Here is a 15,684-nt window from a genome sequence, read left to right as displayed (position 1 = left end):
GTACATAAGGAGGCAATATGGACTTAGATGCGGCCATACTGTCGAGGGTTCAATTCGCCTTTACCATCAGCTTTCATATTATTTTTCCGGCCATTACCATCGGTCTGGCGACCGCCATCGCCATCTGGGAAGGCATGTGGCTGAAAACCCGTAATCCGGTTTATTTTCAGCTGGCCAAGTTCTGGATCAAACCTTTTGCCATTACCTTCGGCATGGGGGTGGTCAGCGGCATAGTGCTGTCTTACGAATTTGGCACCAACTTTTCCAAATTTTCCGAGCTGGTAGGCCCGGTACTGGGGCCGCTGCTGGCCTATGAAGTGCTGACGGCCTTTTTTCTGGAAGCCGGCTTTCTGGGGATCATGCTGTTTGGCTGGCAACGGGTAGGCGAAAAGCTGCACTACTTTGCCACCTGCGTGGTAGCCATAGGTACCTGGATTTCGTCGTTCTGGATTATTGCCGCCAACTCCTGGATGCAAACTCCCGCCGGCTACAAGATAGTAGACGGTCACTTTGAAGTTGAAAGCTGGATGGAAGTTATTTTCAATCCGTCCATGCCCTATCGTTTGGCGCACATGCTGCTGGCCGCCATGCTGACCGCCACCTTCGTGATTGGGGGTGTCAGCGCCTGGTATTTACGCAAGAATCGCGATGTGGCCTTTGCCCGCAAAGGCTTGTCGATGGCCATGTGGGCCGCCCTGGTACTGGCGCCCTTGCAGCTGATGGTGGGGGATGCTCATGGCTTGAACGTGAAAGAGCATCAGCCGATTAAAGTGGCGGCCATGGAAGGCATTTGGCCGGCGCAGGAAACCGGCGCCCCCTTGCTGCTGTTTGCCATTCCTGACATGGAAGCAGAAACCAACCATTTTGAAGTGAAAGTGCCCAAGATGGCCTCGCTGATTTTAACCCACGAACTCGACGGTGAACTGCAGGGACTGAAATCGGTACCTGCAGACGAAAGACCCTATGTGCCTTTGGTGTTCTACTCGTTTCGCGTCATGGTGGGGCTGGGCATGCTGATGATAGGTGCCGCCCTGTGGGGCTTGTGGCTACGCCGTCAGGGCAGCCGGTTTGAAAGCAAACCCTTCTTGATATTAATGAACATGATGATACCCGCAGGGGTGATTTCTACCCTGGCCGGCTGGTATGTGGCCGAAGTAGGGCGTCAGCCCTGGCTGGTGCATGGTCTGGTGCGCACTATGGAGGTGGTGACGCCCTTGCCTGCCGAACGGGTGCTGTTCTCGCTCACGCTGTTTGTGCTGACCTACAGCACTCTGCTGCTGGTTTATCTGTATTTTATGGCCAAACTGGTCCGCAAGGGACCGCCGGATCTGGCGCGGCTGGAGCAATACATGATTGGCGTCAATGCGCCCAGTTTTGCCCTTGAATGGGTGAAGAAACTGCAACGCGACGTGGTGGAGGACTGATATGGATCTGGCGCTGTTTTATTATTTATTACTCGGCTTTGCGGTGCTCATGTATGTGGTGCTGGATGGCTTCGATCTTGGCCTTGGCATCCTGTATCCCTGGTTTAAAAGCGAGGGAGAGCGCGACCACATGATGCGCTCGATCTCTCATGTGTGGGATGGCAACGAAACCTGGCTGGTGTTTGGCGGTGTGGTGCTGTTTGCCGCTTTTCCGGCGGCTTATGCGGGTATTTTATCGACCATGTACACGCCCATTATCATCATGCTGATTGGGCTTATCTTTCGTGGCGTGGCCTTTGAGTATCGCTTCAAGTCTCATCGTTCCAAATCCTTGTGGGACTGGGCCTTCTTTCTGGGCTCTGCGGTAGCAACCTTTTGTCAGGGCACCATTTTGGGAGCCGTGGTACAGGGGGTGGAAGCCGGCGAACAGGGAGCGCTGGACTGGCTGACGCCCTTTAGCGCCTTTACCGGTTTTGCGCTGATGGCGGCCTATGCCTTGCTGGCCTGCTGCTATCTGGTGATGAAAAGCCGGGGCGATATTATGGCGCGTGCCGCTCACCTGGGCCGCAAGCTGGTGGTCACCGTGATGGTGATCCTGGTGATCGTCAGTCTGTGGACGCTATATACCAATACCGAAGTTCGCGCCCGCTGGTTTGACGGTATCAACTTTATTCTGCTGTTGCCGCTGCCCTTGCTGAGTGCCTTGTTCGGCTGGTTGCTGTTCCGGGATCTGGATGGTGAACCTCATGAAACCCGGCCGTTCTGGCTGGCGGTGGGCCTGTTTGTGCTGGGCTTTGGCGGTTTGGTCGTGGGTTTGTTCCCTTATCTGATCCCCCATCAGCTAACCTTGTGGCAGGCCAGTGCGCCCGAAAGCAGTTTGAAATTTCTGTTACCCGGCATTTTCATCTTCCTGCCGCTGATCTGTGCCTACACCCTGTGGGGCTATCGTATTTTCTCGGGCAAGGTCGAGGACTTTGAAGAGGGGTATTGATTGATGGCCAACAAGAAAAGCTGGCTGTGGTTTGCGGCTCTTTACCTGGGCGGCGTACTGCTGCTGACCTTGGTGGGGGGCGCCCTCAAACTGCTGCTAACGGGGTTGTAACTCCATGTTTAAAAAGGCTCCTTTGGAGCCTTTTTTGTGGGTGACATACGGTTATACAAACAGTAAGCCGGCTCTCAACAGGCCTATGGTGGTGATGGCACCCTCGGACAAGTCGTTACAATATGCGGGGAGTATCGTACCCTGCGTAGATGCGGCGTTACAAGTGGACGTTATGCAGCATCTGGCAGGGTGTTGGTGCCCAATCAGGCATTTTTCAGCATCCATTCCAATTCGATGTCGGATATTTGTCGCTCAAACGCCAGGAGTTCGTCGTATTTGCAAATACGATATACCTCGATAAATTCTTCACCCAGGTAGTGTTTCAGCTGTGTTGAGTCAGCCAGGGCCTGCAGCGCTTCACTTTGTCGAGTAGGAAAAGCGACGCCTTCCTGCTCCATACCGTTACCAATCACAGGTTGAGGCAAGGGAAGTGTGTTATCGATCCCATGAAGTAAACCGGCCAGTACCGTGGCCATAATCAAGTAAGGATTGGCGTCGGCGCCGGCCACTCGGTATTCGATCCGTCTTGCATCTTCATCGCCACAGGGGATACGCAGCGCCACGGTACGATTGTTATGACCCCAGGACGCTTGAGTAGGAACAAACATGCCTGGCTGAAAACGACGGAAGGAGTTCATGTTGGGGGCGAGCAGCGCCATGCTTTCCGGCATTAAATCCAGCATGCCCGATAATGCCTTATGCAAGAGGGCAGAGTCTTCGCCGTCGGCATCGGCAAACAGGTTATTCCTGCTCTCATCCACCACACTGATGTGCACATGCAAGCCACTGCCCGCATGCTCTTCATAAGGTTTGGCCATGAAGGTCGCGTCCATGTCGTTCTTTTCAGCAACCAGTTTAATGAGACGCTTCAGTGCCAGTGCATGGTCACAGGCGGCCAATACATCGTCGGTATGAGTGAGGTTGATTTCAAACTGGCCCGGGGCGGCTTCGGCGACGGCCCCATCGGCAGGTAGCCCTTGCTGTACGGCCAGGCTGTCGATCTCGGCCAAAATATCGGCAAAATTGTTCAGGTTATCAACAGAGTAAACCTGGCTATAAGTATCTCGCTTTTGAGTCAGGGGAGAGCGGGGGGGTTGCAAGTAGCCTGCTTCATCTCGCTCTCTATCAACCAGATAAAATTCAACTTCCAACGCCACGACCGGAGTCAATCCTCTGGTTTTGACTTGCTGCCACACCCTGGTCAGCACATTACGTGGCTCCAGCGGGAAAGGAGTTCCATCTTCCATTTCCATGGTCAGTAATAATTGGGCAACAGTGTCGGGATCACTTGCCGAAGGCACCAGTGTATTGGGGATGGGAAAACAGGGCAGATCCGGCTCACCTATATCCTGGCCGACGCCGGTTTCTTCAACCACATTACCGCGAAAATCCATGGCGAAGACAGAACCGGGGAAGAAGCAACCCGCTTCCAGTTTATCGAGGGCACTCACCGGCAAGCGCTTTCCCCGAAAAATCCCATTTAAATCCGTGAGTAATACATCCAGATACTGGGTATCCGGGTACTGGGCCAGGTATTTAGCGACCTCTTGCTCGAATGGACTCAGCGCTTTGGTGGATGACGTTAAACTCGTCACCGCAGGAAAGGAATTAAAGGCCTCTGCTTGCATAAGCTCACCGCTCATTGTTGTTAATAATATTCAACACTAACAAACATAGGTATGTTCATTATGTTTGGCAACTGTTAAATATATATTACACCTGTTGCTGTTTTTTGGTTGCTTTGTTAGATTTTTTATACGGCATGTACTTGTAATAGAAAAAACATCATAGGCAACGCATCCGGGAGGAAGTCGAGTGGTTGATATTATCAACAGGCCGGTGGTGGGGATCATCATGTGTGAGCAAGTGCTTGGCGCGCATCCCACCATGACCTTGCATCAAAAATACTTGAATGCCGTCTGGGATGCCGGTGGCCTGCCTTTTCCTCTGGTGCATCGCCTGGCCAAAGATGCTTCAGTTTTGCGGCAAACCTTATCGCTACTCGACGGCATCCTGCTCACTGGTAGCCCGAGTAATATAGAGCCCCATCATTACGGGGCGCACGGCAATGAGCCAAATGCCGATCCCGGCCGCGATGCCTTGAGTCTGGCGCTGGTAACATTGATACGAGAGTGTCAGTTGCCTTTATTGGGTATTTGTCGTGGCTTTCAGGAAATGGTGGTGGCCAGTGGCGGCAGCTTGTATCCGCGCCTGCATGAAACCGGCTTGTTTGATGAGCACAGAGAAGATGAATCTCAGCCCATCGACCGGCAATACGGACCCGCCCACTCTATTACACCGACTGAAAATGGCGTGTTAAGTCAGCTGGCCGGATCTCAGGAGCTCTGGGTCAATTCCTTGCATACCCAGGGCGCGCATCTATTGGGTGCCGGGGTACGTACCGATGCTATCGCTGCAGATGGGCTGGTGGAGGCCATCAGCTTTGCCGAGCATCCGTTTGCTCTGGGAGTACAGTGGCATCCAGAATGGCAGAGTCGAGAGAACCCGCTGTCTCGCGCCTTGTTTGATGGTTTTATTCAAGCCTGTTGCCACTATCAGCAGCAGAAGGGCATGTTATGAAAACGTCACCACGCCAGGAAGTCGTACTGGGTCGCCAGTTGGCGTTACTACGTCGGCAAGCCGGCTTGAGCCAGCGCAAGGTCGCCGAGCTGGCTGGCCTTACCCACAGTGCCATTTGCACCATAGAGCAGGATAAAGTCAGCCCTGCAGTCAGTACCCTGCAAAAAATACTCAAGGTATATAACCGCTCCTTATCCGAGTTTTTCACCGAGCTGGTACCGGCATCACGTTATCAGGTGGTGATTAATCCTGAAGAGTTGATAGAAATAGGTAGCCAGGGGGTGTCTTTCAAGTTGGTACATAACGGTAATAACCAGCGCGCGCTGGATTTTTTGATTGAGCGCTATGCGCCAGGTGCAAGCACCGGCGGCCACATCAAGCACCGGGGGGAAGAAGTGGGCACAGTGCTTGAGGGGGAAATCGAGCTGGTTGTGGATGGCGAGCAATACTGGCTTGCAGCTGGGCAAAGCTATGTTATCGATACCGGATTACCCCATACCTTTACCAATCATTCCGAGCAAGAGTGCCGCATTGTCAGTGCGCACACCCCTGCCAATTTTTAATGCACGCGCAGTGCTGCAGTCAAAGGTCCATAGCCCTGAATAAAGGAGAAGCAGATGCAACATGTCAGCAGCTATTACGCAGCATCAGCAAACACACACCCGGCATGGCCACAACTGGACGAAGACATACAGTGCGACGTGTGTGTGGTGGGGGGGGGCTATACTGGTTTGTCGAGCGCCCTTTTTCTGGTGGAATCCGGCTTTGATGTGGTGTTACTGGAAGCCAGTCAGATTGGCTTTGGCGCCAGCGGTCGTAACGGTGGACAAATCGTTAACTCTTACAGCCGTGATATCGATGTAATCGAATCCCGCTACAGCCAGGATACTGCCCGCATGCTTGGCAGTATGATGTTTGAAGGGGCCGATATTATTCGCAGCCGTATCAAACAATATAATATCGACTGTGATTTTCGCCAGGGTGGCATGTTTGCGGCACTCAATACACGGCAAATGGCCGCGCTCAAGGCGCAAAAAGCCGGTTGGGAGCGTTATGGCCATCAGCACCTGGAACTGCTGGATGCCAAGCAGATACGCCAGCAAGTAGATACCGAGTCTTATGTTGGCGGCCTGCTGGATCATAAGGGTGGTCATCTGCACCCCCTGAACCTGGCATTGGGTGAGGCTAACGCCATTCGTCAACTCGGCGGACGTATTTTTGAGCAGTCGGCCGTGCTGGAAATTCGCCACGGCGACCCTGCGACCGTCGTCACGGCTAAAGGGAAGGTGAAAGCGCATTTTGTGGTCATGGCCGGTAATGCCTATTTGGGAAATCTTGAGCCTAAACTGACCGCTAAAGCCATGCCTTGTGGTTCGCAGGTGATTACGACGGAGCCCTTAAGCGAAGAGCAAGCCAGCCGTCTTATTCCTAACAACTATTGCGTTGAAGACAGTAATTATCTGCTGGATTATTTTCGTTTAACCGCAGACCGACGATTAATCTATGGCGGCGGTGTGGTGTATGGCGCACGGGATCCCGATGACATTGAACGACTGGTGATGCCCAAACTCTTGAAAACATTTCCGCAATTAAAAGGGATCAAGGTCGATTATCGCTGGAGTGGTCATTTCTTGTTAACCCTGTCCAGGCTGCCTCAGTTTGGCCGGCTTGAACCCAATGTCTACTATATGCAGGGTTACAGCGGTCATGGCGTGACCTGCACTCATCTGGCTGGCAAGTTGCTGTCGGAAATATTAACCGGCCAGGCCGAGCGTTTTGATGCATTTGCCAATTTACCGCATTTGCCATTTTTTGGCGGTCGACGTTTTCAAGTGCCTTTTAGTGCCATGGGAGCCGCTTACTATAGCCTGCGTGATAAGCTGGGCGTGTAACCATTTACAGGCATTCCGCATAACCCATGCAGGAATGCCTGTTCCTTTTCTATCATGGTGACGCCATGCCACATGCCAACCCGGTATCGATTTCACCAGCATGGTGCCCGCAGTCATGTTCCTGATATCGTTTCGAGCAGAGATCGACTAAGTTTAAAATTTATCACAGCCGTACGAGCGTAACACTTTCACTTATCGAGCATTTTCCGTGATTTGGGAAGGGGGGGCGCCGTGGGAGGAGCATGGAGAGGGGTCATTATGGACTATAAAGACAAGGCGTATTGGCAAGCACTGGCGAGTGAACTGACCCTGGAAACGAGATTGTTCATTGCCGGTAAATACCAGAAGGCACAGGCAGGTGAGTGCTTTGGCTGTATTAATCCGGCAACGGATCACCCGCTTGCCGAGGTAAGCCGAGCGCAAGAAGCGGATGTGAACAAGGCGGTAATGGCTGCCAGAAGCAGCTTTGAGTCGGGCGTGTGGTCCGAGGCCTCGCCTGCCGAGCGCAAGTCGGTGCTGTTACGTTTGGCCGCATTAATAGAAAAGCATCAGCAAGAGCTGGCATTGCTGGAAACCCTGAATACCGGCAAGCCGATTCGCCATAGTCTGCGTGATGATATTCCCGGTGCCGTGCGCGCCATTCGCTGGTATGCCGAGTCGATTGACAAGATCTACGGTGAAATTGCCCCTACCGCCAACAATGCGCTGGCGTTAATCAGTCGCGAACCAGTGGGGGTGGTGGCGGCAATCGTGCCCTGGAATTTTCCGTTATTGCTGGCGTGCTGGAAGCTGGGACCAGCGCTGGCGGCGGGAAACTCTGTGGTGCTCAAGCCCTCGGAAAAGGCCCCCCTGAGTGCGATTCGCCTGGGCGCGCTGGCCAAAAAAGCGGGCCTGCCAGATGGCGTGCTGAATATTCTGCCAGGCCTGGGCCTGGAAACCGGCAAGGCGTTGGGGTTGCATCATGATGTGGATTGCCTGACCTTCACCGGCTCGACCGGAGTGGGCCGTCGGTTGCTGGAATATGCGGGCAGTTCCAACATGAAGCGGGTCTGGATTGAAGCCGGAGGAAAGAGCGCCAATATTGTGTTTGCCGACTGTCCGGATCTGGGCAAAGCGGCAAAGGCCTGTGCTGCCGCTATTTTTTATAATCAGGGCGAGGTGTGTGTTGCCGGCACACGCTTGTTGGTGGAAGCGAGTATAAAAGACACCTTTATGGCCGAATTCAAACAGGCCGCCGCCGCCTTCAAACCCATGAACCCGCTAGATCCGGACACCATTATGGGCACCCTGATAGATAAAAATCACCATGCCAGTGTCTGTCGTTATATCAGCCTGGGACTTGAAGAGGGCGCCCAGCTGACTCTGGACGGCCGTGATCAAGCGGGCAACTTCATGGGGCCGACCGTACTCGAGCAGGTTACGCCGCATATGCGCATTGCCAATGAAGAAATATTCGGGCCCGTTTTGGCGGTGACGACCTTTAGCAGTGAAGCAGAAGCCTTGCACCTGGCCAACAGCAGTAAATACGGCCTGGGAGCCGGGGTGTGGACCTCTAATTTGCAGCGAGCTCACCGACTGGCGCGCAAGCTCAGGGTGGGGTCGGTATTTATCAATAACTACAACGACGGTGATATGACGGTGCCCTTTGGCGGCGTGAAAAAAAGTGGTAATGGCCGAGACAAGTCATTGCACGCCTTCGACAAATTTACCGAGCTGAAAACCACCTGGCTGGCGCTGGATTGAATTACTACCTTGGCCGGATGTCGCGGCTAAAGCGCGCGACTACAGGGAGCACGGATGCAGGCGCTGCGACCGCTGCGCAATATCGCGCAGCGCCGTCTGTTTGTGTCGCAATAACGCCGGTTTATGATGAGGCAAAGCGGACCTTTGCGGTTAGGCGCGCTTTTATTTATCAAACCCTATATTCTGATTAGGTATCTTACTCTAATTACTGGGTTGCCAGCGGACGAACCCTGATGTTCAAGGATGATGGAACCTTATTCTTCGAGGTGTTTTAATGAATCAACTGACTTCCCTTGCATTAACTTCCGTTGTGGCCATCACTGCACTGAGTGGCTGTGCCGAGCAACATGAGGTTACTGAGCAACATCAGATAACCGGTAGTCTGTCTTACCTGTCGCGTATTGCGCTGGCGCCGAACAGCGTAGCCGAAATTACGGTGCGCGATACCAGTGTGGCCAAGGGTGCCATAGTGGCCCAGCAGCAAATCGATCTTGATAAACAGCAGTTGCCCATTCCGTTTAATGTGCTGCTTGATACTCGGAATTTGAACTCGAGTACCTACAGTTTGAGCGCGGTCATTAAAGAGCAAGGTCAGGTAAGCTGGAGCAGCGCGCCCATTGGTGTGTCCGCCGAGCCGGGCCTGACCGAGTTGGGCAATCTGCAATTGCAGCAGGTAACCGACTACCAGTCTCTCAGTGTCATGCAATGTGGTGGGCAGCGTATTCAGGTGAAATTTGCCGATGATCAGGCTCATCTGCAGCTTAACGATCAGGCGCTGACTCTGGACTTGGTCAAGTCAGCCTCTGGCGCTCGTTTTCAGTTGGCCAACGACAGCAGTACCGAGTTTTGGAGCAAGGCAGACTGGGCTCTGCTAACCGTAAACGGCAAGACATATCCCGAGTGTGTGTCCGATCCCGCGGCTTTGCTGCAGAGCCGAGAATGGCAGGTGACCAACCTGAACGGTGAAGACGTATCCGTGCCCGCAGGGGCTGCGGCGGATGCCGAAGCCAGCATTCACTTTGGTGATGACGGCCGTTTGTACGGTCGTGCGTTTTGTAACAGCTTTACGGGCAGCTATCAGCTGCAAGGCGACAAGTTAAGCGTGCCCTCCGATCTGGCCGGTACCATGATGATGTGTACCGAGGCACAAATGCAGCACGAGCGCATCATGCTGGATGTATTGAGTCATGCCCAGCGTATCGAGTGGAATGCCAACGGTGGTCTGGTTATTTTTGCCGAAGATGGCCGCACCTTAACGGCTCACCAGGCAATAAGATAATAGGGAATAGGGAATAGGGAATAGGGAATAGGGAATAGGGAATAGGGATTCCCCATTCCCTTTACTCTTTATATCTACGGCGCAGCCAGCAACTGGTCGGTGCGAGCGGCCATGATGAAGTCGTTGCGGTGTAGTCCGTTAATGGCGTGGGTCCACCAGGTGACGGTCACCTTGCCCCATTCCAGGGTAATGGTCGGATGATGAAACTCGCTTTCTGCCAGCTCGGCCACCTGGTTGGCAAAGGCCCAGGCGAGCTTGAAGTTTTTAAAGGTAAATTCCCGCTCCAGCTGCAGTACCCCCTCTCGGGCCATGGGCGTCCAGTCCGGCAGAGCTTTCATTAAATCGGCCAGCTCGGCATCGCTGACTTTGGGAGCGTCAGCCTTGCAGGCTTCACACTGTTGTTGGGCAAGTTCGGTCATGTTGACTCCTTTAACTGGCATTGTGTTTGGTGGCTTTTTTGTCAGGGAATGTGGGCGTAAACAGCCCCAGACTGCGGGCTTGCTGTATGTGAGCCATGATATCCATGTCGGCAATGGCAAATAGATCGTCGAGCGAGTCGAGCACGTAATAAATGGGCTGCATGATGTCGATGCGATACGGGGTACGCAGCACATCCAGTATATCAAAGGGGCGAAACTCCGGAATATCAGACTCGAAGGCGTGTTGCGTTTCGCCAGGAGAAGACAGGATACCGCCGCCGTAAATACGCCGCCCCTGCGGGCTGTTCAACAGGCCAAACTCCACGGTAAACCAGTATAGTCGCGCCAGAAAACCCCGATCGGCAGGACTGGCATCGCGGCCCAGTTGACCATAAGTGTGGGTAAAGCGGGCAAAAGCCGGATTGGTCAGCAGGGCGCAGTGGCCAAACAGCTCATGGAAGATATCCGGCTCTTGCAGATAGTCCAGCTCGTCTTCGCGGCGAATAAAGGTGGCTACCGGAAACTGCCGGTTGGCCAGGAGTTCAAAAAAATGATCGAACGAGATTAACGCCGGTACTCTGTGTACCTGCCAGCCGGTAGCGGGTTCTAATACCTGATTGATATCCTTCAGTTGAGGAATATGCCGGTGGGAAAGCGCCAGTTTTTCCAGCCCTGTCATGTATTCTTTACAAGCTCTTCCCTGAACGCAGGCCAGCTGGCGCTCAATCAAGGTATGCCAAATGGCATTTTCCTCGTCGCTGTAATGAATAATGCCATTGGCATCGGGCTTGTGCGCCACGTACTGAGTGCTGTTCATCAGGCGTTTCCACTTCCAATCGGTTTCGATTCAATCTTTAATGTAGAGAACCGACCGCAAATAGAGAAGCCCGGCGCCGTCCCTGGCGAGAGTGTGGCTGTCATTATAAGTTTACAGACAGAGTGGCCGGGTGGATTATTTGACCGTCGCTAAATCCACGTCAAACACCTGTGCCAGATAGGCCATGTAGCCTTCGTCATCACTCATGGCCTTTCCCGGGCTGTCCGACAGCTTGGCTACGGCCTGGCCATTGCAACTGGTCATTTTCAGCACTATGTTGATCGGCGAATGGCTCATGATGTCGTTGGTTAACTGGGTACCAATACCAAAGGCGGGCCGACATTGGTCGCGAAACTGTCGATACAGATCGAGTGCGCTGTGCATGGTGAGCCCATCGCTGTAGACAAAGGTTTTGCTACGCGGATCTATGTTTAACCGCCGATAGTGGGCCAATGCTTTTTCGGTCCATTCCACTGGATCGCCCGAGTCTTGGCGCAGGCCGTCAAACAGCTTGGCAAAATACAGATCGAAGTCCCGCAAGAAAGCGTCCATGCCGACCACATCGGTCAGTGCTATGCCCAGCTGGCCGCGATATTCATGTACCCAGGCCTCCAGTGCCATTTTCTGGCTGTCGATAAGTCGTGGTCCCAGCGCCTGAAAAGCCTGCATGAATTCATGAGCCAGGGTGCCCACCGGCTTGAGGTTGAAACGACGAGCCAAATCCAGGTTGCTGGTGCCGCTAAATTGCACCGGTAGTTGCCGGGCCAGCTCCTCGACCACTTCCTGTTGCCACAGGCGGGAATAACGGCGGCGGGTGCCGAAGTCGGAAAAGCGAAAATCAGCATGCTCAACGTCGCTTTTCACCAGGCTGATTTTGTCTTGCAGGCGCGCTCTGGCGGCGGACCAGTCGGGTGCTGGGTGATGGCGGCGGCAATACACCTCGCTGATAATCGCCAGTAACGGCACTTCGAATAAAATGGTATGCAGCCAGGGGCCGTGAATTTTCAGCTCCAGCGTTCCCTGGTGGCAGCTTAGGTGAATAAAGCGTTGATCGAGGCGAAACAGACGTAAAAAGTGAATGAAATCGGGCTTGATGTAGTCGAGTTGCCCCAGATAAGCCAGCTCTTCTTCTGTTAAGCGAAGCTGACACAGGTGGGCGATTTCAGCGGCTATTTCGTCGATACAGTCGCTGAAGTCCAGATCGGGATTACGGCTGCGAAAGTGATATTCCACTTCGGCCGCCGGGTGCTGATGCAGTACGGTTTGCATCATGGTGAACTTGTATAAATCGGTATCGAGCAGCGATTGGATCACAAATTCGGTTTTGGGTTCAGTCATTGGTTTGCTCCAGCTCTGCGCTGTGATGCATAAAATGGGCGCCGTGCTGGATCATCTCGGCAATGGCATGGCGGCTGCTCTCATCGGCCACGCCACGGGTGGCGGCGCGATTCACGATCACCTCGAAGCCTGCCTTGCGTAACTGCAATACCGTATGGCGCACGCAATAGTCGGTGGCCAGGCCGCCAACCAGCACTGTGGTTACCTGTTTACCGTGCAAATACTCGATAATGCCGGTGCTCATGCGCTCGGCCAAATCGTGATAACAGGCGCCGTAAGGGTGCATGTCCGGCTCGACGCCTTTCCAGACAAAAAAGTCGTAGTCGGCCGGGTGTGGCAGACCGGCTAGCAGCTCAAAGCCTTTGGTGCCGGGCACCGCATGACTGGGCCAGCGAATATCCATGTTGGCGCCCTCTATGGGGCTGAATGGTGGTTGCTGCTCGTTACTGACCCACAGCGCCTCTGGCGAATGGGCATCTTTAGAGCCCAGTCTAAAGGCTGCAAATTGCGCCTGTTGGTTGAGTTCGTCGACAATGGTGTCGCCATCGGGCACGGGAAGCTCGTTGGGGCAGACCGGTGTAAAGGTGTATTGAGCATCAACATCCAGGCTGGCAACGTATTTTTTGGCGGGTAATTGCATACCCCACCTCCTATTTTTAAGTATGGGTGTTTGACCCTAAATGACCTGATACTACTATTGTTTTGATTGAGTCTAGGGGGGATTTGGTTCAGTATCGCCCCATCTGGGGTATCTTCCCCGTTATCAGCCCAAAGGTGAACAACATGAGCGATAGCCATCAGAAAAATTACCAGCGTTTTCTCGACGAAGTAACCGCCAATCGAGTGATGTGGGGATTGCGTTTCGGCGAGGAGTGGGTCGTTTGTGACTCCTCCGAGTTTGAAGATACCGAAGTTATGCCGGTATGGTCTACCGAGAATGAAGCAAAAGCACAGTGTTTGGACGAATGGGCCGAATATGTGCCCTTCGAAATTACCTTGCCCGAGTTTTTGGAAGTCTGGGTAGAAGATATGTCTGAAGACGGCGTGCGCATTGGCCCCAACTGGGACGAAGAGCTGGACGGCGTTGAGCTGGATGTACTGGAACTGGTAAAAGACCTGGCTTAATCGTCTCGGCTTTTGGGTTAACGGCCTGTTCTGCTTGCAGAACAGGCCGTTTTTATTGGTTAAACCAGCTTGAGAAGTAAGATACAGAAGTGTGAGGACGGACAGGTTGGCGGATGTCAGTTATGTCTTAAATCTGGCTTAATGGTCTTATGTGTCATTCAGCTAAACATGAGGACTGATGTCTGTACTTTCTCCTTATTTTGCTTACCAACAGGCGCTGGAGTCCGGCTTTAAAGACGATGCGGCTCAACGGCGTGCGGTTGAATGTCTGGAGCTGTGTTATCGTCGTTTAGTGGTTGGCGAAGCAGAGATTTCCGGCATCTATTTATGGGGGCCCGTTGGTCGGGGTAAAACCTGGCTAATGGACGCTTTTTATCAGAGCCTGACCAGCAGTTTGATTGTGCCGGCCCGGCGGTTGCACTTTCATCACTTTATGCGCTGGGTGCATAAACGGCTGTTTCTGCTGACTGGCCAGGAAGATCCGCTGACTCTGCTGGCGCAAGAGTTGGCGAGCGAGGCCAGAGTCTTGTGTCTGGATGAGCTGTTTATCAGCGATATTGGCGATGTGATGTTACTGAGCCGGTTATTGCAGCAGCTGTTTGAGCTCGGGCTGATTCTGGTGGTTACCTCCAATCAACCGCCGGAAAAACTCTATGAGAATGGCTTCAACCGCGAGCGCCTCCTACCTGCCATTGCGTCGATGAATCAGCATATGCAGGTGCTGAGTGTGGATGGCCGGCATGATCATCGGCTGCACCCCGGCCAGCAACAGCCCCGATTTTGGATCAACCAGCCTCAGGCGCTGGCGGGGGTTTTCAACGAGCTGGCTCCAGAGGGTGGGCATAAGCAACCGTTATTACTGGGTCACAGAAACATTACAGTGGTGCAACGCGCTAAGCAGGTGTTGTGGTGTCGTTACTCTGATTTGTGCGAGCAGCCACTGGCCGCGCCGGACTTTATTGAATTGTGTGACCAGTTTTCGCATATATTACTGAGCGAGGTGCCCCGGTTGTCGGGGGGCGCGCAGCAAAATGCCATTGCCCGAGGCACCGAAGACGGTGCGCTTCAAGTGACGGCTGGCGACCGACAGCTGCCCGCATTATCGCGACAGGACGACGGCGTACGCAGATTTATTGCTTTGGTGGACGAGTGTTATGACCGCCAGATCCCTCTGTATTTAAGTGCCGCCGTGCCGTTAAGTGAACTGTATAAAGAGGGGGCGCTGGCGTTTCCGTTTCGGCGCACCCTTAGCCGGTTGCAAGAGATGCAGCTGCAACGCTTTGGTCAGTCCCCCTCAGACTGATGCCGTTCGCCATGATGCAACCCGAGTGATATTGGCCATCCCACACTCCCTATTCCCTATTCCCTATTCCCTATTCCCTATTCCCTATTCCCTATTCCCTATTCCCTATTCCTTACTCCCTATCCCCTGTATCTCAGCTTTACGTTTTTGATCTGGTTCTTCGCCTCTGCGGTTTGCGTTTCGATAAATATCTCCCAGAGCGGCCAAATACTGCAGGCTGGCATCGGTAGAGGCAGACAAGGTGCGAGTGGCGTTATCGGTCACATGCAGCATGCCATTTTGGCTACGTTCAATCAGTCCTAATTCCTCCAGCTTATTCACTTTGCGGCGGACCGTTTCCCGGGCGATGCCACTGCATTCGGCGACAGATTGAATATTGATTGGCTGCAGGTTGGCCGCCTTTTTTGCAACCGACTTGAACTCATCGTAGGTCATGGCACTGGCGAGCCTGGCCGGTAGCGAGCGTGAGCCGATAATGGCCAGGATCAGCATCAAGTCGAGATCGCCAAAAAACTGTTTGCGTAATTGGATCAGCAGTTCGCAAAGCTCTTCTACATGGGCCGGATAAATATGGCCAAAATGTGTGGTCAGCTGATCATAGTTGAAAGGCATATCAATCTCGAAAATAGAAAAAGGATGTTTAGGCGCTGTGCCCATTTTGG

15 protein-coding genes are annotated in these 15,684 nt (G+C 53.4%); 9 read left to right on the top strand and 6 right to left on the bottom strand.

The window, feature by feature from the left end:
• Positions 1-17: 17 nt before the first annotated feature.
• Both IEW52_RS01295 and cydB read left to right on the top strand, forming a co-directional pair.
• Positions 18-1,424, top strand: coding sequence for a cytochrome ubiquinol oxidase subunit I (locus IEW52_RS01295; protein WP_188628253.1), 1,407 nt, complete (start codon positions 18-20; stop codon positions 1,422-1,424).
• 1 nt (position 1,425) lies between these two features.
• Positions 1,426-2,415 (top strand): cytochrome d ubiquinol oxidase subunit II, encoded by a 990-nt coding sequence (gene cydB, locus IEW52_RS01290; RefSeq protein WP_188628252.1) that lies wholly within the window; start codon positions 1,426-1,428, stop codon positions 2,413-2,415.
• A 314-nt stretch (positions 2,416-2,729) separates the two neighbouring features.
• On the opposite strand, the gene IEW52_RS01285 is transcribed toward cydB, so the two are convergent.
• Positions 2,730-4,154 (bottom strand): glutamine synthetase family protein, encoded by a 1,425-nt coding sequence (locus IEW52_RS01285; protein ID WP_188628251.1) that lies wholly within the window; start codon positions 4,152-4,154, stop codon positions 2,730-2,732.
• A gap of 187 nt (positions 4,155-4,341) precedes the next feature.
• On the opposite strand from IEW52_RS01285, the gene puuD reads away from it, so the two are divergent.
• The 5 genes from puuD (at position 4,342) to IEW52_RS01260 (ending at position 10,020) form a co-directional block, all read left to right on the top strand.
• A complete protein-coding gene (gene puuD, locus IEW52_RS01280) occupies positions 4,342-5,106 on the top strand; it encodes a gamma-glutamyl-gamma-aminobutyrate hydrolase (RefSeq protein WP_188628250.1) in 765 nt (254 codons plus the stop codon).
• On the top strand, positions 5,103-5,669 hold the full coding sequence (gene puuR, locus IEW52_RS01275; protein WP_188628249.1) for an HTH-type transcriptional regulator PuuR: 567 nt from the start codon (positions 5,103-5,105) through the stop codon (positions 5,667-5,669). Before puuD ends, puuR begins: the two co-directional genes overlap by 4 nt.
• Before the next feature lie 54 nt (positions 5,670-5,723).
• A complete protein-coding gene (locus IEW52_RS01270; RefSeq protein WP_188628248.1) occupies positions 5,724-6,998 on the top strand; it encodes an NAD(P)/FAD-dependent oxidoreductase in 1,275 nt (424 codons plus the stop codon).
• A 258-nt stretch (positions 6,999-7,256) separates the two neighbouring features.
• Positions 7,257-8,741, top strand: a complete 1,485-nt coding sequence (locus tag IEW52_RS01265; RefSeq protein ID WP_188628247.1) for an aldehyde dehydrogenase — start codon at positions 7,257-7,259, stop codon at positions 8,739-8,741.
• Positions 8,742-9,015: 274 nt separating this feature from the next.
• The gene (locus IEW52_RS01260; protein WP_188628246.1) at positions 9,016-10,020 is read left to right on the top strand and encodes an META domain-containing protein; all 1,005 of its coding nucleotides are present in this window, start codon (positions 9,016-9,018) and stop codon (positions 10,018-10,020) included.
• A 74-nt stretch (positions 10,021-10,094) separates the two neighbouring features.
• Here IEW52_RS01260 and IEW52_RS01255 read toward each other — a convergent pair whose 3' ends face one another.
• The 4 genes from IEW52_RS01255 to IEW52_RS01240 all read right to left on the bottom strand — a co-directional run bounded on the left by IEW52_RS01255 (position 10,095) and on the right by IEW52_RS01240 (position 13,234).
• Positions 10,095-10,439, bottom strand: coding sequence for a 4a-hydroxytetrahydrobiopterin dehydratase (locus tag IEW52_RS01255; protein WP_188628245.1), 345 nt, complete (start codon positions 10,437-10,439; stop codon positions 10,095-10,097).
• 10 nt (positions 10,440-10,449) lie between these two features.
• Positions 10,450-11,256 carry a phenylalanine 4-monooxygenase gene (gene phhA / locus IEW52_RS01250; RefSeq protein ID WP_229667734.1) on the bottom strand — a complete coding sequence of 269 codons (807 nt, stop codon included), beginning with the start codon at positions 11,254-11,256 and terminating at the stop codon, positions 10,450-10,452.
• A gap of 135 nt (positions 11,257-11,391) precedes the next feature.
• On the bottom strand, positions 11,392-12,594 hold the full coding sequence (gene pncB, locus IEW52_RS01245) for a nicotinate phosphoribosyltransferase (protein WP_188628244.1): 1,203 nt from the start codon (positions 12,592-12,594) through the stop codon (positions 11,392-11,394).
• Positions 12,587-13,234, bottom strand: a complete 648-nt coding sequence (locus tag IEW52_RS01240; RefSeq protein WP_188628243.1) for an isochorismatase family protein — start codon at positions 13,232-13,234, stop codon at positions 12,587-12,589. The genes pncB and IEW52_RS01240 overlap by 8 nt, the downstream gene beginning before the upstream one ends.
• A 143-nt stretch (positions 13,235-13,377) precedes the next feature.
• On the opposite strand from IEW52_RS01240, the gene IEW52_RS01235 reads away from it, so the two are divergent.
• Both IEW52_RS01235 and zapE read left to right on the top strand, forming a co-directional pair.
• The gene (locus IEW52_RS01235) at positions 13,378-13,719 is read left to right on the top strand and encodes a DUF2750 domain-containing protein (RefSeq protein WP_188628242.1); all 342 of its coding nucleotides are present in this window, start codon (positions 13,378-13,380) and stop codon (positions 13,717-13,719) included.
• Between the two features lie 178 nt (positions 13,720-13,897).
• Complete coding sequence (zapE, locus tag IEW52_RS01230; protein ID WP_188628241.1) at positions 13,898-15,022, top strand: cell division protein ZapE; 1,125 nt, start codon at positions 13,898-13,900, stop codon at positions 15,020-15,022.
• A gap of 105 nt (positions 15,023-15,127) precedes the next feature.
• Here zapE and IEW52_RS01225 read toward each other — a convergent pair whose 3' ends face one another.
• On the bottom strand, positions 15,128-15,634 hold the full coding sequence (locus tag IEW52_RS01225; protein WP_188628240.1) for a DeoR family transcriptional regulator: 507 nt from the start codon (positions 15,632-15,634) through the stop codon (positions 15,128-15,130).
• Positions 15,635-15,684 lie beyond the last annotated feature (50 nt).

Origin of the sequence: Oceanisphaera marina (genome assembly GCF_014643915.1) — a bacterium.
Taxonomy (GTDB): domain Bacteria; phylum Pseudomonadota; class Gammaproteobacteria; order Enterobacterales; family Aeromonadaceae; genus Oceanimonas; species Oceanimonas marina.
Note: the sequence above shows the minus strand (reverse complement) of the source record. Positions and strands in the feature narration are given on the sequence as shown.